This is a genomic window from Pseudomonas sp. NY15374 (genome assembly GCF_048068255.1).
Taxonomy (GTDB): domain Bacteria; phylum Pseudomonadota; class Gammaproteobacteria; order Pseudomonadales; family Pseudomonadaceae; genus Aquipseudomonas; species Aquipseudomonas machongensis.
On the sequence record NZ_JBLUPZ010000001.1, the window covers coordinates 823,389 to 847,944 of the forward strand.

Genomic DNA, 24,556 nt, shown 5'->3' on the forward strand with positions numbered 1-24,556 from the left:
GTTGCCAGCGCAGCGGGGTGTTGATCAGGTGTTGCGCTGCAAACAGTTGGCCGGTGTTGGCTGCTGTACAGTTCGAAACGTTATAGAGGAAGTTCTAAACGCGTAAAAGAAATAAGAATTCATATTCTTATTCCTGTTTTGGCAGTCCGTGCTTTGTCCCCCCTTACCCTGTCACCCCTCGCACCCCCGATCCTTTAGCGTGGCGCCATTTCCGACTGGCAAAAGCAGGATGCTTACCCATGCGCTTCAGCGAACTGATGGCTGTGCTCTCCACCCGTGCGATCCGACTTCAGCGTGACGATCAGGACCTCGTCGTCCATGGTGACGACGATGCCCTGGATGACGCCCTGTGGGACGCATTGGCCGCACACAAGCCGGCGTTGCTGGAGATGCTCGCCCGGCAGCACGACGACTGGCTGAGCCCGGCGTTCAAAATTACCCCGCAGATGCTGCCGCTGGTGGACCTGGACCAGCAGGCCATCGACCGCATTGTCGCCAGCATTCCCGGCGGCGCTGCCAACGTACAGGACATCTATCCCCTGGCGCCGCTGCAGGAGGGCATGCTCTACCACCACCTGTCCGCCGATGCGGGCGACCCCTATCTCTTGCAGGCACAACTGCGCTTTGCCGACCAGGCACACCTGGATGCCTTCGCCGATGCGCTGGACTGGGTGATCCAGCGCCACGACATCCTGCGCACCTCGATGTACTGGGAGCGCCTGGACGAGCCGGTGCAAGTGGTCTGGCGCGAAGCACCGCTGGTGCGCGAAGCACTGCAACTGCCTGGCCAGGACGAGCCGCTGGCGCAATTGCGCCGGTTGCACGACACCCGCCACTATCGCCTCGACCTGCGCCAGGCACCGCTGCTGCGTCTGGTGCATGCCCGGGGCACAGGCGAGGAGGTCGTCGCCCTGTTACTGTTCCACCACACGGTGATGGACCACACCGCACTCGACATCGTGCGCCGCGAGATCGGCGCCTGGCTGGCTGGCAATGCCGAGCAGGTTGGGCCGGCGGTGCCGTTTCGCAACCTCCTTGCGCAGGCGCGCCAGGCGCTGGACGTGCCGGCGCATGAAGCGTTCTTCACCGCGATGCTGGCCGATATCGACGAACCTACCCTGGCCTTCGGCGTGGCCGACGTCGAGGATCAGGCCGTGGAGGAAGCCCGCCTGACCCTCGAGCGCGGGCTGAGCCTGCGCCTGCGCGCCCAGGCACGCCGCTTGGGTGTGAGCCCTGCGGCCATCGCTCACCTGGGCCTGGCCCGGGTCCTGGGCCAGTTGTCCGGGCGCGAAGCGGTGGTGTTCGGCACCGTGCTGCTCGGGCGCATGGAGGTCGGCGAGGGCGGCGAACAGGCGCTGGGCATGTTCATCAACACCTTGCCGCTGCGCATTGACGTTGGCGAGCACAGCGTGCGCCAAGGGCTGCAGGCGACTCACACGCGCTTGACCGGCGTGCTCGGCCATGAACAGGCGCCGCTGGCACTGGCCCAGCGCTGCAGTGCGGTGGCGGCGCCTGCGCCGCTGTTCAACACCGTCCTCAACTATCGCCATAGCGATGCCGCCGACGCTGCCGAAGTCATCGACATCGCCCCTGGTATCCAGGTGCTGGGCGCCGAAGAACGCACCAACTACCCGCTGACGATCAATATCGACGACCTTGGCGAAGACCTGCGCATCACCGCCCTGGTCGCTGGCGGGCTGGGTGCCCAGCGTATCGCGGGTTACCTGGCGCGGGCGCTCGAGCAGATCGTCGAGGCTCTGGACAGCAATCCAGAAGCGCCGCTGAACGGCATCGATATCCTGCCCGCCGACGAGCGCGAGCAACTGATCCATGGCCAGAACCGCCCCTTGCTTGAGTTCGCCCTGACGCCGTTGCTGCACCAGCGTTTCGAGGCCCACGCCCAGGCGCGTCCGCAGGATACGGCGCTGATCTTCGAGCAGCAGAGCCTGAGCTACGGCGAGCTCAACCAGCGTGCCAACCAGCTCGCTCACCGCCTGATCGCACTGGGCATCGGCCCGGATGACCGCGTGGCGATCTGCGTCGAGCGTGGCCTGGGCATGCTGGTCGGCCTGTTGGGCGTGCTCAAGGCCGGTGCGGGCTATGTGCCGATCGACCCGGCCTATCCTGCCGAGCGTATTGCCTTTACCTTGAGCGACAGCGCCCCGCGGGCCATCCTCACCCAAGCGGACAGCCTGGCGCTGTTGGGTGAGGTGACGGCGCCGGTGATCGACCTGGACGACCCGTCGCTGGAGCTACAGCCCACCGGCAATCCGATGCTCGCCGGGCTGCTGCCTTCGCACCTGGCCTATGTGATCTACACCTCCGGCTCCACCGGCCTGCCCAAGGGCGTGATGGTCGAGCATGGCAATGTCTCGCGCCTGTTCTCGGCGACCCACGACTGGTTCGCCTTCAACCGCCAGGACACCTGGGCGCTGTTCCACTCCTTCGCCTTCGATTTCTCGGTCTGGGAAATCTGGGGAGCGCTGGCCTTCGGTGGCCAGTTGCTGATCGTGCCGCAACGCATCAGTCGCTCGCCGGACGAGTGCTACGCCTTGCTTTGCCGCACCGGCGTCAGCGTCCTCAACCAGACTCCCAGCGCCTTCCGCCAACTGATCGCGGCGCAGGAACGCAGCGAACTGCAGCATTCCCTGCGCCAGGTGATCTTTGGCGGTGAGGCGTTGGAGCCCGGGCTGCTCAAGCCCTGGTATGCACGCATCGGCAATGCCGGCACGCGCCTGGTGAACATGTACGGCATTACCGAAACTACCGTGCACGTCACCTACCGCCCGCTGCAGGCGGCCGATGCGCAACTGGTGGGGGTAAGCCCCATCGGTTCACGTATTCCCGACTTGCAACTGTATGTGCTCGACGCCTGCCGTCAGCCTGTGCCGACCGGTGTTACCGGCGAGCTGTACGTGGGGGGTGCCGGTGTCGCCCGCGGCTATCTGAATCGTGAGGCGCTCAGTGCCGAGCGCTTTATCGCCGACCCGTTCAACCCTGGCGGGCGTCTGTACAAGACCGGCGACCTGGCGCGCTGGGCCGCCGATGGCAGCCTGGATTACCTGGGCCGCAACGACGACCAGGTGAAGATCCGCGGTTTTCGCATCGAGCTGGGCGAGATCGAGGCACGCCTGGCGGCCTGTGAAGGTGTGCGCGAGGCCGTGGTCATGGCGCGTCGCGACAGCGCCGGCGAGCAGCGCCTGGTCGCCTACTGGCTGGCCGCCGCAGGCGCCGAGCCCGATGCGGCGGCACTGCGTGACAGCCTGCTGTGCCACTTGGCCGAGTACATGGTACCGGCGGCCTTCGTGCGCCTGGAGAGCTTCCCGCTGACCGCCAATGGCAAGCTCGACCGCAAGGCCTTGCCCGAGCCCGATGGCGAGGCCTTTGCCCGTCGCGCCTTCGAAGCGCCGCACGGCGAGGTGGAGCAACGCATCGCGGCCATCTGGCAACAGTTGCTGGGCCTTGAGCAGGTCGGTCGGCACGACAACTTCTTCGAGCTGGGCGGCCACTCGCTGCTGGCGGTCAAGCTGGTGGAGCGCATGCGCCAGCAGGAACTGGCGGCCGATGTGCGCGTGCTGTTCGGCCAACCGACCTTGTCGGCACTGGCGGCTGCGGTGAGCGCCGATCTACCGGCGCAGGTGCCGATCAATCGCATTCTGGCGAACTGCCCGCGCATCGAACCGCAGATGCTGCCACTGGCCAACCTCAGCCAGGACGAGATCGACGCATTGACCGCCGGTATCCCGGGCGGTACTGCCAATGTCCAGGACATCTACGGCCTGGCACCACTGCAGCAGGGCATCCTCTACCACCACCTGGCCAGTTCCGGGGCCGACCCTTACGTGCTGCGGGCACGCTTCGCCTTTGCCGGTGAAGTGGAGCTGCAAGGCTTCGTCAAGGCGCTGGATGCGGTGATCGCCCGCCACGATATCCTGCGCACCAGCCTGCACTGGGAGGGGCTGCAGGAAGCGGTGCAGGTGGTGCATCGCCACGCGCAGCTGCGCGTGACAGAGCACGCCGACCTGCAGCGCCTGGACCTCACGAGCGCGCCGTTGCTGCAACTGGTGCGCCATGCCCAGGGTGAGCGCCTGGAGGCGACCTTGTTGCTGCACCATATCCTGCTCGACCATACCGCCGTCGAACGGCTGGTGGCCGAGGTGGGTGCTGCACTGCAGGGCCAGCCAGTGCACATCGACAGCGTGCCGTACCGCAACTATGTGGCGCGTGCGCGACTGGATGCCGATCCTGCGGCCGATGAAGCGATGTTCCGCGAGATGCTGGCAGATATCGACGAGCCGACCGAGGTCTTCGGCCTGCGCGATGTGCAGGGCAATGGCGTGGAGGTGATCGACCGCCATCAGGCGCTGGACGCCACACTGGCCGGGCGCCTGCGCGTGCAGGCCCGCGCGCTGGGGGTGAGCGTCGCCAGCCTGGTGCACCAGGCCTGGGGGCAGGTATTGGCGCAACTGAGCGGGCGCAGCGAGGTGGTGTTCGGTACTGTGCTGCTGGGACGCCTGCAGGGTGGCGCCGGGGCAGATCGGGCGCTGGGCATGTTCATCAACACCTTGCCGCTGCGGGTCAGTGTCGATGCCGTTGGCGCCGCCGAGGGTGTGCGTCGTACCCATCAGCGCCTGGCACGCCTGCTCGGTCACGAGCAGGCATCGCTGGCGCAGGCCCAGCGTTGCAGCGGTGTGCCGGCGTCCCAGGCGCTGTTCACCAGTTTGCTCAACTTCCGCCACAGCAGCGCCAAAGGCGCAGGGGACGGCCTGGGTTGGTCGGGCATCGAGCTGTTGGCCTCGCGTGAGCGCAGCAACTATCCGCTGGTGGTCAACGTCGACGATCTGGGGCAGGGCCTGGAACTGACCGTGCAGGCTGTGCCGCAGGTCGATGGCGCTCAGGTGTGCGCCTTGCTCGGCAGCGCCCTGGCGAACTTGGCCGATGCCCTGGAGACTGTTCCGGAAACACCCCTGCATGCGGTGTCCTGCCTGTCGCCCGAGGCGCGCGAGCAGGTGCTGCACGGATTCAACGCCACCGGCCGCACCTACCCACGCGAACACGCGGTGCAGAGTTTGTTCGAGGCGCACGCCGCCCAGACCCCGGACGCGGTTGCCGTGGTGCACGGTCAGCGCCAGTGGCGTTACGGCGAGCTTGATCAGCACGCCAACCGGCTGGCTCGTCACCTGCTGGAACTGGGCGTGCGCCCGGGGCACCGTGTGGCGCTGCTGCTGCCGCGCTCCTTCGACCTGCTGGCCAGCCAGTTGGCCGTGATCAAGTGCGGCGCGGTCTATGTGCCACTGGATGCCAATGCGCCCGCCGAGCGTCAGGCGTTCATGCTCGAAGACAGCCGCGCCACGCTGTTGCTGACCCAGGCCGATCAGCCGCAGGTCGGCGCCACGCGCCGGGTAGAGCTGGATACGCTGGAGCTCGCAGCCTATCCCGCCCATGGCCTGGACATTGCCGTGGATGCGCGGGCTGCGGCCTACATCATGTACACCTCCGGCTCTACCGGCCTGCCCAAGGGTGTGCTGGTGGCCCATCGCTCGATCGTGCGGCTGGTCATCAACAACGGCTTCGCCGACCTGCAAGGCGATGACCGCGTAGCCTTTGCTTCCAACCCGGCATTCGACGCCAGCACCCTGGAGGTCTGGGCGCCGCTGCTCAACGGCGGGCGCGTGGTGGTGATCGATCAGCATCAGGTGCTGTCGCACGAGGCCCTGGGCCAGGCATTGCTGGAACACGAAGTCACAGTGCTGTGGTTGACCGCCGGGTTGTTCCATCAGTACGCCGCGCACCTGCTGCCGGTGTTCCGGTCGCTGCGCTACCTGATGGTCGGCGGGGATGTGCTCGATCCCCAGGTGATTGCCCGTGTACTGCGCGAAGGCGCCCCGGCGCACCTGCTCAACGGTTATGGCCCGACCGAAGCCACGACCTTCAGTACCACCCATGAAATCCTCGCAGTAGGCGAGGGGGCGATCCCGATTGGCCGGCCGATCGGCAACAGCCTTTGCTATGTGCTCGATGCCCGGCGCCAGCCAGTGCCGATCGGTGCCGTCGGTGAGCTGTATATCGGCGGAGATGGGGTTGCCCTGGGTTATCTGAATCAGCCGGCGTTGACCGCCGAGCGCTTCTTCGAAGACCCATTCAGCGAGACGCCAGGCGCGCGCCTGTACCGCAGCGGCGACCTGGTCAGTTGGCAGGCTGATGGCTCCTTGCGTTACCTGGGTCGTAACGACCAACAGGTCAAGCTGCGCGGCTACCGTATCGAGCTGGGTGAAATCGAAGCGCGTCTCGCAGCGTGCGCCGGGGTACAGGAAGCCGTGGTACTGGTGCGTGAAGAAGCCCCAGGCGACAAGCGCCTGGTGGCCTGGTTCAGCACTGAAGGCCGCGTCCCGCCGATCACCGAGCTGCATGCGCAATTGCAAGGCCAGTTGCCCGACTACATGCTGCCGTCGGCCTATGTCCATGTTGGCCAGTGGCCGTTGACCGCCAACGGCAAGCTCGATCGCCAGGCGTTGCCGCAACCAAGTCAGGCCGCGGTGGTGAGTCGTGCCTTCGCCGCGCCTGAGGGCGAGGTGGAGATCGCGCTGGCGGCGATCTGGGCCGATGTGCTCAAGGTCGAGCGTGTTGGCCGGCATGATCACTTCTTCGAGCTGGGTGGCCATTCGCTGCTGGCCGTCAGCCTGATCGAGCGCATGCGCAAGGTCGGCCTGGCCGCCGATGTGCGCGTGCTGTTCGCCCAGCCGACCCTCGCCGCACTGGCCGCTGCGGTGGGCAGCGGGCGCGAGGTGCGGGTGCCGGATAACCGCGTACCGGCCGACGCGTCGCAGATCACCCCCGAGATGCTCAGCCTGATCGAACTGGACCAGGCCACCATCGAGCGCATCGTCGCCACGGTACCGGGCGGGGCTGCCAATGTGCAGGAAATCTACCCCCTTGCCCCGTTGCAGGAAGGCATCCTCTACCACCACCTGAGTGCCGGCCAGGGCGATCCCTACCTGCTGCAGTCACGCCTGGCCTTCGACACCCTCGAGCGCTTGCAGACCTGGGCTGATGCCTTGCAGCAGGTCATTGACCGGCACGACATCCTGCGCACCTCGCTGATCTGGGAAGGCCTGGCGCAGCCGGTGCAGGTGGTGTGGCGTCAGGCGAAGCTGGCCGTGGTGCCGGTCGAGCTGGAGGGCGAAGGCGAGGTCATCGACCAATTGCAGGCGCGCTTCGACGCCCGTCAGCATCGGATCGACCTGTCCCAGGCACCGTTGATGCGCCTGGTCTACAGCCAGGACCTGCGCAACGGCCAGGTCGTGGCAATCCTGTTGTTCCACCATCTGGCCCTCGACCACACCGCGATGGACGTGGTTGGCGCCGAAATGCACACCCTGCTGTTCGGCGATGTGGCCAAGCTGAATGCGCCGGTGCCGTACCGCAACTACGTGGCCCAGGCGCGCCTGGGCAGCGATGCGGCGGGCGCCGAGGCGTTCTTCCGCGACATGCTCGGTGATATCGACGAGCCGACCCTGCCATTTGCCCAGCAGGATGTGCAGGGCGAAGGGCACGGCATCGCCGAGGCGCACCAGGCCCTCGATGGCGCGCTCGCCCGACGCCTGCGCGACCAGGCGCGTACCCTGGGCGTGAGCGCCGCGAGCCTGATGCACCTGGCCTGGGCGCGCCTGCTCGGCGTGCTGGCCAATCGCAGTGAGGTGGTGTTCGGCACAGTGCTGATGGGCCGCCTGCAAGGCGGCGAGGGTGCCGACCGGGCACTTGGGGTGTTCATCAACACCTTGCCGCTGCGGGTCGACACCCAGGTGGCGGTGGCCGAAGCGGTGCGTGCCACCCATGCCCGTTTGTCTGCACTGCTGGGCCATGAGCATGCGTCGTTGGCCATGGCCCAGCGCTGCAGTGGCGTACCGGCCGGGCAACCGCTGTTCAGCGCCTTGCTCAACTATCGCCACAGCGCTGCCGATGCGCCACGCGATGGCGAGGGTATCTGGCAGGGCGTTCGCCTTCTGGGCGGCGAGGAGCGCAGCAACTATCCGCTGACCTTGAGCGTCGATGACCTGGGCGAGGGATTCACCCTGAGCGTGCTGGCCGTCGCGGACATCGGCGCCGAGCGTGTCGCGCAGTGGATGGCCAACAGCATCGCGCAACTGGTCGAGGCGCTGGAGCAGGCGCCGAGTACACGGCTGGATGACCTGTCGGTGCTGGGCGCCGATGAACGTCGCCGCCTGCTGGTCGATTTCAACCCTCGTGCCCGTGAGTATCCGCAGGGCCAGACCGTGCATGCGCTGGTCGAGGCCTGCGCGGCCCGCTCACCCCAGGCTCAAGCGGTGGTGCAAGGCGAAGAAGGGCTCAGCTATGGCGAACTCAATCGTGCCGCCAACCGCCTGGCCCACCACCTGATCGGCCTGGGCGTTCGGCCTGGCGCCCGGGTTGCCTTGTGCCTGCCGCGCACGCCGCAGCGCCTGGTGGCACTGCTGGCGGTGCTCAAGGCCGGCGGCGCCTATGTGCCCGTCGACCCTGGTTACCCTGCCGAGCGTATTGCCTATCTGCTCGAGGACAGCACCCCGGCACTGGTGCTCGCCGACACGCACCAGCACGGCTTGCCGCCACACGTCGCACGCCTGGACCTGGACCAGGGCGACTGGCAGTCCGCTGCCGAGCATGACCCGCAGGTGCCGGGCCTTGCCGCGGATGCGCTTGCCTATGTGGTCTACACCTCCGGCTCTACGGGCCAGCCCAAGGGCGTGATGGTCGAGCACCGTACCCTGGCCAACCTGGTGCACTGGCACTGCGAGGCCTTTACCCTGCGCGCCGGTAGCCACACCTCCAGCGTGGCCGGCTTCGGTTTCGACGCCATGGCCTGGGAAGTCTGGCCGGCCTTGTGCGCCGGCGCCGTGGTGCACCTGCCGCCCGCAACACTTGCCAACGAACAGGTCGATGCCTTGCTCGACTGGTGGTTGCAGCAACCGCTGCAGGTCAGCTTCCTGCCAACCCCGGTAGCCGAGCAGGCCCTGCGTCGGGAGCGTCAGCACGCCAGCCTGCGGACGCTGCTGATCGGCGGTGACCGTCTGCGCCAGTTCGAGCGTGATCCAGGCTTTGCCGTGATCAATAACTACGGTCCGACCGAAACGACCGTGGTCGCCACCTCGGGTCAGGTGCAGGTCGGTGGCGCACTGCACATCGGCAGCGCCATCGCCAATACCCAGGTCTATGTGCTCGACGAACGTCGTCAGCCGGTCCCGGTCGGCGCGGCGGGCGAGCTGTACATCGGAGGCGACGGGGTTGCCCGCGGCTACCTGAACCGGCCCGAACTGACCGAGCAACGTTTCGTCGCCGATCCGTTCAGCTCAAGGGCTGGAGCGCGGATGTACCGCAGTGGCGACCTGGTGCGCTGGAACGCCGATGGCACCCTCGACTACCTCGGGCGTAACGACGACCAGGTAAAGATACGGGGTGTGCGCGTAGAACTTGGCGAGATCGAAGCGGCCGTGGCCGCCCAGCCTGGCGTACGTGACGCCGTGGTACTGGTGCGCGGCGAGCGGCTGCTGGCCTGGTACACCGCGAACGCGCCGGTCGATGGCCTGCGCCAGGCCTTGCAGGCCAGCCTGCCGAGCCACCTGGTGCCGTTGGCGTTCATCCGCTTGGAGGCCTTGCCGCTGACCAGTCACGGCAAGCTCGACCGCAGGGCGCTGCCAGACCCGGATCCAGCCGATCTGCCGGTGGCGGCCTATGCAGCCCCGCAGGGCGAGACCGAGCAGGTCATGGCGCAGGTCTGGGCCGAGCTGCTGGGCCTGGAGCGGGTAGGGCGGCATGACAACTTCTTCGAACTGGGTGGGCATTCGCTGCTCGCGGTCAGCCTGATCGAGCGCCTGCGCCAGCAAGGCCTGGAGGCCGATGTGCGCTTGCTGTTCAGCCAACCGAGCGTGGCGGCGCTGGCCGCAGCGCTTGGCCAGGGCCGTCAGGTACAGGTGCCGGCCAATCGCATTGCACCCGGCTGTACCCTTATCACACCCGACCTGCTCAGCCTGATCGAACTGGACCAGGCCGCCATCGACCGTGTGGTGGCAAGCGTACCCGGCGGCGCGGCCAATGTGCAGGACATCTACCCCCTCGCGCCGCTACAGGAAGGCATTCTCTACCATCACCTGAGCGCCGCCGGAGCCGACCCGTACCTGCTGCAATCGCAGCTGGTATTCGACAGCCAGGCGCGACTGCAAGCGTTTGCCGGCGCGCTGGAAAGCGTCATCGCCCGTCACGATATTCTGCGCACCGCAGTGCTGTGGGAAGGACTGGCGCAGCCGTTGCAGGTGGTCTGGCGCCATGCCCAACTGCCGGTGATCGACATCGCCAACGAGCCTGCGCAGCGTTTCGACACCCTGGCGCTGAACCAGGCGCCGCTGGTGCGCCTGCTCTATCGCCGTGCAGGGCAGCGCATCGAGGCGACCTTGCAGTTCCATCACCTGGTGCTCGACCACACGGCGCTTGAGGTGGTGCGCGCAGAGATGCTCGGTTATCTCCACGGGCTGCCCGCGCCGAGCGAGCCGGCCGTGCCGTACCGCAACTACGTGGCCCAGGCACGCCTCGGTGTCAGCGAGGCCGAGCACGAGGCGTTCTTCCGCGAACAACTGGCCGATATCGACGAGCCAACCCTGCCGTTCGGCCTGCGTGACACACAGGGTGACGTGCGCCGTATCGAGCAGGCCCAGGTGCATCTGGACCCTGACCTGAACCAGCGCCTGCGCAGCCAGGCACGCCAGCTCGGCGTGAGCACTGCCAGCCTGCTGCACCTGGCGTGGGCACGTCTGTTGGGCAGTGCCAGTGGTCGCGACAACGTGGTGTTCGGCACGGTACTGCTGGGACGCATGCAAGGTGGTGCAGGCAGCGGGCACGGCCTGGGCATGTTCATCAACACCTTGCCACTGCGCGTTCACCTGGCGGGGCTCGGCGTACGTGAAGGCGTGCGTGCCACCCACGCACGGCTGAGCGCGCTGCTGACCCACGAGCATGCCTCGCTGGCCCTGGCCCAGCGTTGCAGTGGTGTGGTCGCACCCATGCCGCTGTTCAGCGCCATGCTCAACTACCGGCACAGCGCCAGCGCTGCCGAGACCGAAATCCAGCGTCAGGCCTGGCAGGGTATAGAGACACTGGCCAGCGAAGAACGCACCAACTACCCCTTGAGCCTGAACGTGGATGACCTGGGCGATGGCCTGCGTCTGACCGTGCAGGTACTGCCTGCGGTAGGGGCCGAGCGGGTCTGCGGGCAGCTGCAGCAGGTGCTCGCGGGCCTGGTGGATGCCCTTGAGCGTCAGCCCGACCTGGCGCTGAACCAACTGCCGGTGCTGGAACACGAAGAGCGCCAGCGCCTGCTGGTTGGCTTCAACGACACCGCCGTAGGCTACGACCTGGAGCAGACGGTGCACGGGATGATCGAGGCCCAGGTCGAGCGCACGCCTGAGCGCATCGCTCTGATCGCCGAGCAACGCCAACTGAGCTACCGCACGTTGAACGCCGAGGCCAACCGTCTGGCCCATCACCTGATTGCACTCGGGGTGCAGCCGGATGATCGCGTGGCGATCTGCGTCGAGCGCAGCCCGGCGATGGTCATCGGCTTGCTGGCGATCCTCAAGGCGGGCGGCGCCTACGTGCCGGTCGATCCGGATTATCCGGCCGATCGTATCCATCATATGCTCACCGACAGCGCGCCAGTTGCGGTGTTGGGGCATGCGGCGACTCGCGAGATGCTGGCGGCGTTCGAGGTGCCGCAAGTCGATCTGGATATGCCGGTGTGGCAATCCCTTTCCAGCGACAACCCCCAGGTTGCGGGCCTTACACCGCAACACCTGGCCTACGTGATCTACACCTCCGGCTCCACCGGCCTGCCGAAAGGCGTGATGAACGAGCACGCCGGGGTGGTCAACCGCCTGCTCTGGACCCAGGACGCCTATGGCCTGGGCGCTGATGACGTAGTGCTGCAGAAAACCCCGTTCAGCTTCGACGTATCGGTGTGGGAGTTCTTCTGGCCGCTGCAGACCGGCGCACGACTGGTGATGGCGTGCCCGGGCGGCCATCGCGATCCGCAGTACCTGGCCGACGTCATCGCCGAGCGTGGCATCACGACCCTGCACTTCGTGCCGTCGATGCTCGATGTCTTCCTCGCCCACGGCGACCTGCAGGCCGCACGCCTCAAGCGCGTGCTGTGCAGTGGTGAAGCGTTGCCCGGCAGCCTGGTGCGGCGCCTCAAGGCGCAGTTGCCCAGCGTCGAGCTGCACAACTTGTACGGCCCGACCGAAGCTGCAGTGGACGTCAGTGCCTGGCATTGCGCCGAGCCACTGGAACAGACCCCGGACAACACCCCGATCGGCAAACCGATCGCCAACACTACGCTGTACGTGCTCGACGCCCAGGGCCAGCCAGTGCCGCAGGGCGTTGCCGGCGAGCTCTACATCGGCGGCGTGCAGGTTGCTCGTGGCTATCTGAACCGCGAGCAACTGAGTGCCGAGCGCTTCCTCGAAGACCCCTTCAGCACCCGTCCTGGCGCACGCCTGTACCGCACCGGGGATCTGGCCCGGCACCTGGCCGACGGCACCCTGGAGTACCTGGGGCGCAACGACGACCAGGTGAAGATCCGCGGCCTGCGCATCGAACTGGGCGAGATCCAGGCCTGCCTGACCCGCATTGCGGGGATCAAGGAGGCGGTGGTGCTGGCGGTGGATCAGCGCCTGGTCGCCTATTACACCGGTGCCGTACAGCCCGTCGAGGGCATGCGCCAGCAGCTGTCGGCGCAACTGCCGGAATTCATGGTTCCGACGCTGTTCATGCACCTGGACGCCTTGCCGCTGAGCCCCAACGGCAAGCTCGACCGCAAGGCGCTGCCGGTCGCCGCCGTGGCCGATGCGCGTCCCTACGAGGCGCCACAGGGCGATACCGAGCAGCTGCTGGCCGCGCTCTGGGGTGAGCTGCTGGGCGTGGAGCGAGTAGGGCGGCACGACAACTTCTTCGAACTGGGTGGCCACTCGCTGCTGGCGGTGACCCTGACCGCCCGCCTGCGCCAGGAGGGCCTGGAGGCCGATGTGCGCGCGCTGTTCGAACAACCAACCTTGGCAGGCTATGCCGCCATCACAGACAGAATGGAGATCGTCCTGTGAGCATCAACGACCTACTGGCGACATTGTCAGCCAACGATATCCAGCTGGCGCTCAAGGATGGCCAGCTGGTGGTCCAGGGCAACCGCCAGGCGCTGACCGATGCGAGCCTGGTGGCGCGCCTGCGTGAACACAAACCGGCGCTGATCGCGCTGCTCGAGCGCGGTGAGTACGTGGCCAGGGCCGGCAATGTCGGCGCTCCGGCCAACGCCATCCCGGCCGACTGCACGCGGATCACCCCGGCACTGCTCAACCTGGTCGAGCTCGACCAGGCGGCCATCGATGCGCTGGTCGGGCAGATTCCCGGCGGCCATGCCAACGTGCAGGACATCTACCCGCTGGCGCCCTTGCAGCAGGGCATTCTCTATCATCACGCCAGCGCAGAGGGCAGCGATCCTTACGTGATGCAGTCGCGCTTCGCCTTTGCCAGCCAGGCCCATCTGCAGGCGTTCGTCGATGCGCTGCAGGCGGTGATCGACCGCCACGATATCCTGCGCACCTCGGTGCACTGGCAGGGGCTCGAGGCGCCGCTGCAGGTGGTCTGGCGCGAGGCCCGGCTGCAGGTGTCCCGCGGCCTGCCCCTGGACGAGCGTATCGACCTCGGCCAGGCACCGCTGATCCGCCTGCATTGCGAGCCTGCGGCCAGCGATGGTCGTGTGCAGGCCACGCTGCAGTTCCACCATATCGCTATGGACCACAGCGCCCTCGAGGTGGTGCGTCACGAAATGCAGGCCGTGTTGCGCGGCGATGGCCACCTGTTGGGCGCGGCAGTACCGTTTCGCAATTACGTCGGCCAGGCCCTGCTCGGCGTCAGCCAGGCGCAGCACGAGGCGTTTTTCCGCGAGCAACTGGGGGATATCGTCGAGCCGACGCTGGCCTACGGCCTGCAGGACGTGCAGGGTGACGGCAGCGCGCCGCACGAAGAAAGCCTGAGCCTGGCGCCGGCCCTGTGCGACGGCCTGCGCAGCCAGGCACGGGCGCTGGGCGTGAGCCTGGCAAGCCTGTTCCACCTGGCCTGGGCGCGGGTGCTGGGTGGCCTGACCGGGCGCGAGCAGGTGGTGTTCGGCACGGTTTTGATGGGCCGCCTGATGGGCGCGGAGGCCAACGACCGTGCACTGGGCATTTTCATCAATACCTTGCCACTGCGGGTGGACCTGGCTGGCCTGGACCTGATCACGGCGGTCAAGGCCACTCACCAGCGCCTGACCACCCTGATGCGCCACGAGCACGCGCCGCTGGCCCTGGCCCAGCGTTGCAGCGGCGTGGCCGCGCCGACGCCATTGTTCAACGCCTTGCTCAACTACCGGCACAGTGCGCCGGTTGCCGATGGCCAGGCCCGTGCGGCGTGGGAGGGCATCGACGTACTGACCAGCGAAGAGCGCACCAACTATCCGCTGACCCTGAGTGTCGACGACCTGGGCGATGCCCTGCGCCTGACCTTGCTGGCAACGGCCGAAGTGCCGAAGCAGCGGGTTTGTGCCTATCTCGAGAAAACCCTCGAAAGCCTGGTACAGGCCCTGGCACAGAACCCAGGGCTGAATGTCGATCGGCTGGACATGCTGCCCGCTGTCGAGCGCGAGCGAGTGCTCGAGACCTTCAACGAACGCCCGGGGGACACCGAAACCGTGCTCACGGTGCACCAGCGCATCCAGCTCCAGACCCGCCAGCAGCCCGATGCCGTGGCCGCCACCTGCGCAGGCATCGCGCTGAGCTACGGTGAGCTGGAACTGCGTGCCAATGCACTGGCTCAACGCCTGGTCATGCTCGGTGTGCAGCCTGAAGACCGCGTGGCGATACTGGCCCGGCGAGGTCTGGACACCCTGGTCGGCCTGGTGGCGATCCTCAAGGCCGGCGCGGGTTACGTGCCGATCGACCCCGCGCATCCCGACGAACGCATCGCCTATCTGCTCGATGACAGCGCCCCGAGCGTGGTGCTGACCCAGCACGATCTGCGCGCGCGCCTGGGCCAATGCCCGGTACCGGTGCTCGAACTCGACCGGGCGGACTGGCCGTCGAGCGAGCACGCCCCGCAGGTCGATGGCCTGGCTGTCGACAACCTGGCCTACGTGATCTACACCTCCGGTTCCACCGGCCTGCCCAAGGGCGTGATGGTCGAACATCGGACCCTCAACAACCTGATCGACTGGCATTGCCGCGCCTTCGACCTGTGCCAGGGGCGTCACACCTCGAGCCTGGCCGGCTTCGGCTTCGATGCCATGGCCTGGGAAGTCTGGCCGGCCCTGTGCGCCGGGGCGACCCTGCATATCGCGCCGCCAAGCGAACAGGGCGAGGACATCGACGCTTTGCTCGCCTGGTGGCGCGGCTGCCCGCTGGATGTCAGTTTCCTGCCGACGCCGGTGGCCGAATACGCCTTCAGCCACCAGCTCGATCACCCGACCCTGCGCACCCTGCTGATCGGTGGTGACCGCCTGCGGCAGTTCACACGTCACCCCGGATTTGCCGTGATCAACAATTACGGGCCCACCGAAGCCACGGTGGTCGCAAGCTCCGGGGCGATGGTGCCTGGCGGCGTGCTGCATATCGGCGCACCGGTCGATAACGCCCGGCTCTACGTGCTCGATGCGCACCACCAGCCGGTGGCGCAGGGGGTGGCCGGCGAGCTGTACATTGGTGGCGCCGGGGTTGCCCGTGGTTACCTGAACCGTGCACAGATGACGGCCGAGCGTTTTCTCGATGACCCGTTCAGCCCGCAGCCGGGCGCCCGCATGTACCGTACTGGCGACCTGGTGCGCTGGCTGGATGACGGCACCCTCGACTACCTCGGGCGCAACGACGACCAGGTGAAGATCCGTGGCGTGCGTATCGAACTGGGTGAGATCGAAAGCCGCCTGGCAGCCCTGCCAGGCATCAACGAAGCCGTGGTGCTGGCCCGTGAGGACCAGCCGGGGCAGCCGCGGCTGGTGGCCTACTTCACTGGCCAGGACAGCGTCGAGGTGGCCGCGCCTGCACAACTGCGTACACAGCTGCAGGCGCACTTGCCCGATTACATGGTGCCGGTGGCCTTCGTGCGGCTCGAGTCGCTGCCGCTGACGGCCAACGGCAAGCTCGATCGCCGGGCGCTGCCGGCACCCACTCGCGCCGACCTGTTCGAGCGTCGCTTCGAGGCGCCCCAGGGCGAGTTGGAGCAGACCCTGGCGCAGATCTGGCAGGGGTTGCTGCAGGTCGAGCGGGTCGGGCGGCATGATCACTTCTTCGAGCTGGGCGGTCACTCGTTGCTGGCCATGCGTCTGGTTGCCCAGGTTCGTCAGCGACTCGGCGTGGAGCTGACGCTGGGGACGCTGTTCGCCCAGGCCGAACTGGCGGCGATGGCCGAGGTGGTGGCGGGGGCTGCGCGCAGTGAGCTGCCGCCGGTGCTCGCGGTGGCACGCGAGCAGGCGCTGCCGTTGTCGTTCGCCCAGCAGCGCCTGTGGTTCCTGGCACAGATGAACGGTGCCAGCCAGGCCTACAACATTCCCCTGGCGCTGGAGCTGTGCGGCGAGCTGGATGCCGACGCCTTGGTACAGGCCCTGGTGGCACTGGTCGAGCGTCACGAGGCGCTGCGCAGCGAGTTCTTCGAGGTCGATGGCGAGCCGCGGGTGCGGTTGTCGGCGCAGCGCCTGGTGGTGCAGCGCGAGCAGGTGCTGGGGGCCGATGAGCAGCGCCTGCGTGCGCTGGTGCGTGAAGAAGCTGCGCGGCCGTTCGCGCTTGGCGAGGCATTGCCGCTTCGCGCTCGCCTGCTGCAGGTGGCGCCACAGCATCATGTACTGCTGCTGACACTGCACCATATCGTCGCCGATGGCTGGTCGATGGGCGTGCTGACCCGTGAGCTGAGCGCGCTGTACCAGGCCTTGCGTGAAGGCCGCGAGGCGCGGCTTGCGCCGTTGCCGATCCAGTATGGCGATTACGCGATGTGGCAGCACCGTTGGCTGCAGGGCGAGGCGCTGCAGCGCCAAGGCGAGTTCTGGCGCAACAACCTGGCCGGTGCACCTGCGCTGCTGAGCCTGCCGACCGACCGACCGCGTCCGGTGCGCCAGGATTACGCAGGCGACAGCGTGCGTATACGCCTCGACGCCCGACTGGCAGACGATCTCAAGGCCCTGTGCAAGCGCCACCAGGTCACGCCGTTCATGCTGTTCATGGGCGCCTGGTCGGTGCTGCTGGCTCGTTTGTCGGGGCAGGGCGAGGTGGTGATCGGTACGCCGGTGGCCGGACGTCGGCAGGCTGAGGTCGAAGGGGTGATCGGGCTGTTCGTGAACTCCCTGGCCATCCGCCTGGACCTGGCGGATGCGCCGGATGTCGGCACCTTGCTGGCGCGGGTCAAGGCCCAGGTACTGGCCGCACAGGAGCATCAGGACCTGCCGTTCGAGCAGGTGGTGGACCTGATCAAACCATCGCGCAGCCTGGCCCACACGCCGCTGTACCAGGTGTCGCTGGAGTGGGAGGGCGGTCATGATTTCGCCGCCGGGCTGGATGGCCTGAGCCTGCGCAACCTCGGCCAAGGGCAGGGCTTTGCCAAGTTCGACCTGAGCCTGAGGCTGGGCGAGACCGCAGATGGTTTCGGCGGCGCATTGAGCTATGCCACCGCGTTGTTCGACCGGGCCACGGTGGAGCGCTACTGCGGCTATCTGGAGCAACTGCTGTGGGCCATGGCCGGCAGCGACGGCGCGGTGCTGGCAAGCGTTGCCCTGCCGGATGCGCAGGAGCGTCGTCGACTGTTGGTCGACTACAACGACACCGCCGTAGGCTACGACCTGGAGCAGACGGTGCACGGGATGATCGAGGCCCAGGTCGAACGCACGCCCGAACGCATCGCCCTGCGTGCCGAAACCGGACAGTTGACCTACCGCGCACTGAACGCCGAGGCCAACCGTCTGGCCCATTACCTGATTGCACTCGGGGTGCAGCCGGACGATCGCGTGGCGATCTGCGTAGAGCGCAGCGCTTCGATGGTCATCGGCTTGCTGGCGATCCTCAAGGCCGGCGGCGCCTATGTGCCGGTTGACCCGGATTACCCGCCCGATCGTATCCGCCATATGCTCACCGACAGCGCGCCGGTGGCGGTGCTGGGGCATGCGGCGACTCGCGAGATGCTGGCGGCGTTCGATGTGCCGCAAATCGATCTGGATGAGCCGGTGTGGCAAGCGCTTTCCAGCGACAACCCCCAGGTTGCGGGCCTTACACCGCAACACCTGGTCTACGTGATCTACACCTCCGGCTCCACCGGCCTGCCCAAGGGCGTGATGAACGAGCACGCCGGGGTGGTCAACCGCCTGCTCTGGACCCAGGACGCCTATGGCTTGGGCGCTGATGACGTAGTGCTGCAGAAAACCCCGTTCAGCTTCGATGTGTCGGTGTGGGAGTTCTTCTGGCCGCTGCAGACCGGCGCACAACTGGTGATGGCGTGCCCGGGCGGGCACCGTGACCCGGGTTACCTGCGCCAGGTGATCGCAGCCGAATCGGTAACGACCCTGCATTTCGTCCCTTCGATGCTCGATGTGTTCCTCGCCTATGGTGATGCCGAGCCTGCAGCGCTACGCCGGGTGCTGTGCAGCGGCGAAGCGTTGCCCGGCAGCCTGGTGCGGCGCTTCAAGGCGCAGTTGCCGAGCGTCGAGCTGCACAACTTGTATGGCCCGACCGAAGCGGCAGTGGACGTCAGTGCCTGGCATTGCGCCGAGCCACTGGAACAGACCCCGGACAACACCCCGATCGGCAAACCGATCGCCAACACTACGCTGTACGTGCTCGACGCCCAGGGCCAGCCAGTGCCGCAGGGCGTTGCCGGCGAGCTCTACATCGGCGGCGTGCAGGTTGCTCGTGGCTATCTGAACCGCGAGCAACTGAGTGCCGAGCGCTTCCTCGAAGACCCCTTCAGCACCCGTCCTGGCGCACGCCTGTACCGCACCGGGGATCTGGCCCGGCACCTGGCCGACGGCACCCTGGAGTACCTGGGGCGCAACGACGACCAGGTGAAGATCCGCGGCCTGCGCATCGAACTGGGCGAGATCCAGGCCTGCCTGACCCGCATAGAAGGCATCAAGGAGGCCGCTGTACTGGCCCTGGACTTGCCGCCCGCCGGCAAGCGCCTGGTGGCGTACTACACCGGAGCTGTGCACACGGCAGACACATTGAAGGGGCAGTTGCAGGCTCAACTACCCGAGTTCATGGTGCCTGCACAGTTCGTGCATCTGCCTGCACTGCCGCTGAGCCCCAACGGCAAGCTGGACCGCAAGGCCCTGCCGATTCCCGCCGTCGAAGCCTTGCAAGGCCAGGCCTACCAGGCCCCCGAAGGTGATAACGAGCGCCTGCTCGCCGAGTTGTGGGGCGAGTTGCTGGGTGTGGAGCGGGTAGGGCGACACGACAACTTCTTCGAATTGGGCGGCCATTCGCTGCTGGCCGTGACACTGGTCGCTCGCCTGCGCGCCCGCGGGTTGGCCTTGGATATCCAGGGGCTGTTCACCGAGCCGAACCTGGCGGCCCTGGCTGCGACGGTCGAGACCCTCGACCAGGTGCAGGTGCCTGCCAACCGCATCACCGCCGACTGCCCGCACATCACGCCTGAGCTGCTGCCGCTGGTGACGCTGACGCAAGAGGCGATCGATCGTATCGTCGGCCAGGTGGCTGGCGGTACCGCCAATGTCCAGGACATCTACCCGCTAGGGCCGCTGCAGGCGGGCATGCTCTATCACCATCTGGCCGGTGAAGGTGAGGCGGCCGACGTGCTGGAGGTGCGTTTCCTGCTCGCCGATCGTGGTCGTTTGCAGGCGCTGCACCGCGCCTTGGACCAGGTGATCGCGCGCAACGATATCCTGCGCAGCGCCTTCCACTGGGACGGCCTGGCTGAGCCTGTGCAGGTGGTCTGGCGCCGTGCTCCGCTGGATGTCGTGCAGGAGGGCGATGCCATCGAGCCTCGTCGCTTCGACCTGGCCCGCGCACCGCTGCTGCGCCTGGTACATCGTACCGAGCCGAGCACCGGCCGAATCAGCGCCACGCTGCTGTTCCACCATCTGGTCATGGATCACGTGGCGCTCGAGGTGTTGCGCAGCGAACTGCAAGCCTGCCTGCTAGAGCAGGCTCATGCCCTGCCAGCGGCGGTGCCTTACCGCAACTACATCGCCCAACTGCAGCGTGGGGCGGGCGAGGCGGCCCATGAAGCCTTCTTCCGCGAGCAACTGGCCGACATCGACGAACCGACCCTGCCTTACGGCGGTTATGCAACGCCACACCAGGACGCCTTGGCGCAGCACCATCAGCGCCTCGACCATGCGCTGAACCTGCGGATCCGCGAACAGGCGCGACGCCATAACGTCAGCGCTGCAAGTCTGATGCACCTGGCCTGGGCACAGGTGCTCGGGCAACTGAGCGGGCGCGACAGCGTGGTATTCGGCACCGTGCTGCTCGGTCGGCTGAAGGGTGGCGAGGGCGCCGAGCGCGCCTTGGGCGTCTACATCAATACCTTGCCACTGCGCCTGGACCTTGCCGGACAGCCCGTGTTGGCAGCCTTGCAGCAAGCCCACCGACGCCTGACCGGCCTGCTGGCCCATGAGCACGCTCGCCTGGCGCTAGCCCAGCGCTGCAGTGGCTTGCCTACGGGTGCCGCGTTGTTCAATGCATTGCTCAACTATCGCCATGGCTCGCTGGCCGGGCAGGGCGAGGCGGCGCGCCAGGCCTGGGAGGGCATCGAGCTGGTCGAGGCGCACGAGCGCAGCAACTACCCGTTGGCGTTGAGCGTCGATGACCTGGGCCTGGCGTTCGAGCTGACCGCGCAAACCGCGCAGGGCATCGACGCCCGGCGGATCTGCAGCTACGTGGAGCATGCCCTGCACCTGCTGCTGCAGGCGCTTGAGACCAGCGCCTGCGAAGGGCTCGAGCGCCTGAGCGTGGTGCCGCTGGCTGAGGCCCGGCAGTTGCGCGAGGCCTTCAACGCGACCACGCGCGACTACCCGCGCGACTTGCCAGTGCATCGTCTGTTCGAACAACAGGTAGCACGGCATCCATTGTCCATCGCCGCCCGTGACGGGGCGCATAGCCTGACCTACGGCGAGCTCAACGAGCAGGCCAACCGCCTGGCTCATCACCTGATCGAGCAAGGCGTGGCGCCGGGCGATCATGTGGCGATCCTGCTGCCGCGTTCGTTGGGATTGCTCCAGGCCCAGCTGGCCGTCGCCAAGTGCGGTGCGGCCTACGTGCCGCTGGACATCCATGCGCCGGCCGAGCGACAGGGCTTCATGGTGCAGGACTGCCAGGCCGTAGCGCTGATCTGCGACAGCTCGGCGACCCTGAGCTACCGCGCGCGCCGCCTCGATCTCGATCGCCTGGACCTTAACCGTCAGCCCGGTCATAACCCAGGGCTGGCCCAGGGTGGAGATACGGTCGCCTACGTCATGTACACCTCCGGCTCCACCGGGACGCCCAAGGGCGTGCGCGTGCCCCATCGTGGCATCGCTCGCCTGGTGCTCAACGATGGCTACGCCGACTTCAGCGCCCAGGACCGTATCGCTTTCGCCTCCAACCCCGCGTTCGACGCCAGCACCATGGATGTCTGGGGTGCGCTGCTCAATGGCGGCCAGGTGTTGGTGATCGACCATGACACCTTGCTCGACCCTGTGCGTCTGGGCGTGGCCCTGCGTGAAGGGGGCGCGACAGTGCTGTTCGTCACCACGGCGTTGTTCAACCAGTACGTGCAGATGATCCCTGACGTGCTGGCAGGGTTGCGCGTGCTGCTGTGCGGTGGCGAGCGAGCCGATCCGGCAGCGTTCCGCAGCTTGCTGGCGCAGGCTCCGGAGCTGCGCCTGGTGCACTGCTATGGGCCGACCGAAACCACCACCTATGCCACCGCCGGGCGCGTTCGCCATGTGCCGGCCGACGCCGAGCTGGTGCCGATCGGGGGACCGGTCGGCAGTACCCAGGTGCATGTGCTGGACGCGCACCTGCGTCCGCTGCCGCTGGGGGCGGTAGGTGAGTTGTACATCGGTGGCGACGGCGTGGCGCTGGGCTATCTCAACCGCCCGGAACTCACGGCCGAGCGCTTTATCGACGACCCGTTCAGCCCGCAGCCTGGCGCACGCCTGTACCGTACCGGCGATCTGGGCCGCTGGCGCGACGACGGCCAGTTGGAGTGCCTGGGGCGCAACGACGACCAGGTGAAGATCCGCGGTTTCCGTATCGAGCTGGGCGAAGTCGAGCAGCACCTGGCGCTGTGCCCGGGTATTGGCGAAGTGGTGGTCATGGCGCTGACCCTGACGCAGGGGCCGGCTCACCTGGTGGCTTGGTTCACCCGCACAGACCCGCACCTTGATGCCGCCGCTGTGCGGGGTTGGCTGCAGGGACGCCTGCCGCCATACATGGTGCCGTCGGCCTGCATCGTGCTCGATGCGCTGCCGCTGACCAACAATGGCAAGATCGACCGCAAGGCGCTGCCGCGTCCAGCGATGCAGGACCTTGCCGAGAGCCGTTATGAGGCACCATCCACCGCGCTGGAACAACAGCTCGCGGCGCTCTGGGCGCAGGTGCTGGAGATCGGGCAGGTGGGGCGGCATGACAGTTTCTTCGCCCTGGGCGGTCATTCGCTATTGGCCATCCGCCTGGTGGGCCTGTTGCGCGAACAGGGGCTGCAGGTATCGCTCGCCGAGCTGTTCCAGCATGCCAGCGTGGCGGCATTGGCCGAGCATCTGCAGGCGGCGACACCGCAAACGGACTTGGTGTGCGTGCGCGCGGAGGGCGACGCACCGGCACTGTTCCTGATCCACGAGTTCAGCGGCATGGACTTCTACTTCCCGGTACTGGGCCAGCAACTGGAGGGTGACTTCCCGATCTATGGCGTGCCGGGCCTGGCCCTGGGCGAGGCGCAGCCGGACACCCTGGAGGCCCTGGCCCGGGCGCAACTGGAGCGCATCCGCCGGGTTCAGCCTCACGGGCCTTACCGGCTTGCCGGCTGGTCGTTCGGCGGCTTGCTGGCCTATGAAATCGCCGCGCAACTGCTGGGGGCGGACGAGCAGGTCGAGTTCCTGGGCTTGATCGACACCTGGCAGCCGCGTCTGGTCGACCAGGGCAAGGGACGCTGGCAAGGCGCGCGCCTGTTACAACAGCAACTGCTGCTGCACTGCGCCGGACACTGGCAGGGGCTCGGCACGGCAGGCGCGCAGCAACTGGCCAGGGTCAATACCTTGGACGATGGCCAGGCCGACTTCACCACCTTGCTCGCCGCCTGCCGTGAACAGGGCTTGCTGTATGCGGAACTTGCCGCTGCAAGCGATGACGAGCTGAAGCTGTTCTTCGAACGCGAAATTGCCCACGGCCATGCCATGGCCCATTACCGTCCCGAACCGCTGGGCATCGCCATCCACTTGCTGCGCGCCGAACAAGGCGTGCAGCGTCACGGTGAGCAGCCATTGCTTGGTTGGGAGCGCACGGTGCCGGCCGGTCAGGTGCGGTGCATCGAGGTGCCGGGCGATCACCTGAGCATGATGCAGGCGCCGCACGTGCAGGTGCTGGGCCGCGCGCTCGGCACGGCGCTGCAGGCGGCCCGCGCGGGTATCGGCGAGAAGTCGCCGGCGGCGTATCAGCCGCTGGTGGCGATCCAGAGCGGGCAGGGCGGTCATGCGCCGCTGTTCTGCGTGCCGGGGGCCGGCGATAGCGTGACCAGCTTCATCGGCCTGGCCGAGGCCCTGGGCGGCGACTGGCCGGTGTACGGCCTGCAAGCGCGTGGCCTGGATGGCACCGCCACACCGCACAGCAGCATCGACGCCGCGGCGGCCTGCCATGTCCAGGCCATCGAAGCGCTGTACCCGCAGGGGCCGTTGAACCTGGTCGGGCATTCCTTTGGCGGCTGGGTAGCGCATGCCATGGCGGTGCGTTTTCAGGCACAGGGGCGGGAGGTGCGCTCACTGACCTTGATCGACAGCGAGTCACCCGGTGGCAACAGCGTCTGCGGTCGGCCCTACACCGCAGGAGCAGCGTTGGACCGGCTGATCGAATCGTTGCAGCTGGCCAGTGGGCGCTCGCTGGAAATCGACCGCCAGGCCTTTGCCGCACTGGACGATGAGCAGCAACTCGAACGCTTGCACCAGGCCATGGTTCGCGGCGGGCTGATGCCGGCGCGTTCTTCTGTCAGGGCGTTGCACGGGATCGCCCGCACCTTCTCCAGCGCGCTGCGTACGCCGTACCCGGCGCAGGTCGGCTACAGCGGCCCGGCCAGCCTGGTGCTGGTGGCCGATGCGACTCTGGATGCGGCCGGCAACAAGCGCGAACAGGCGGCGATGCTTGTCGGTTGGCAGCGCCTGCTGCCGCAACTGGCGGTGTGGCATGGGCCTGGCAACCACTTCAGCATCCTCAAAGCCCCGGATGTGTTCAGCCTCGCGGCCTGGTGGCACGACGGGCAGGCGCTGCAGCGGGTCACTCATTGATTTGGCGCGAACCTT

At 67.2% G+C, this 24,556-nt stretch carries 2 protein-coding genes; both read left to right on the top strand.

Annotation, left to right across the window (positions count from 1 at the left end; translation table 11 throughout):
- The first annotated feature begins 239 nt into the window (after nucleotides 1-239).
- On the top strand, nucleotides 240-13,142 hold the full coding sequence (locus ACNFHO_RS03960; protein WP_416765307.1) for an amino acid adenylation domain-containing protein: 12,903 nt from the start codon (nucleotides 240-242) through the stop codon (nucleotides 13,140-13,142).
- Nucleotides 13,139-24,541 carry an amino acid adenylation domain-containing protein gene (locus ACNFHO_RS03965; protein WP_416765309.1) on the top strand — a complete coding sequence of 3,801 codons (11,403 nt, stop codon included), beginning with the start codon at nucleotides 13,139-13,141 and terminating at the stop codon, nucleotides 24,539-24,541. Before ACNFHO_RS03960 ends, ACNFHO_RS03965 begins: the two co-directional genes overlap by 4 nt.
- Nucleotides 24,542-24,556: the final 15 nt, after the last annotated feature.

What these genes read in the sequence shown, in the direction of transcription:
- ACNFHO_RS03960 (WP_416765307.1), top strand. Translation starts at nt 240, where the DNA reads ATGCGCTTCAGCGAACTGATGGCTGTGCTCTCCACCCGTGCGATCCGA.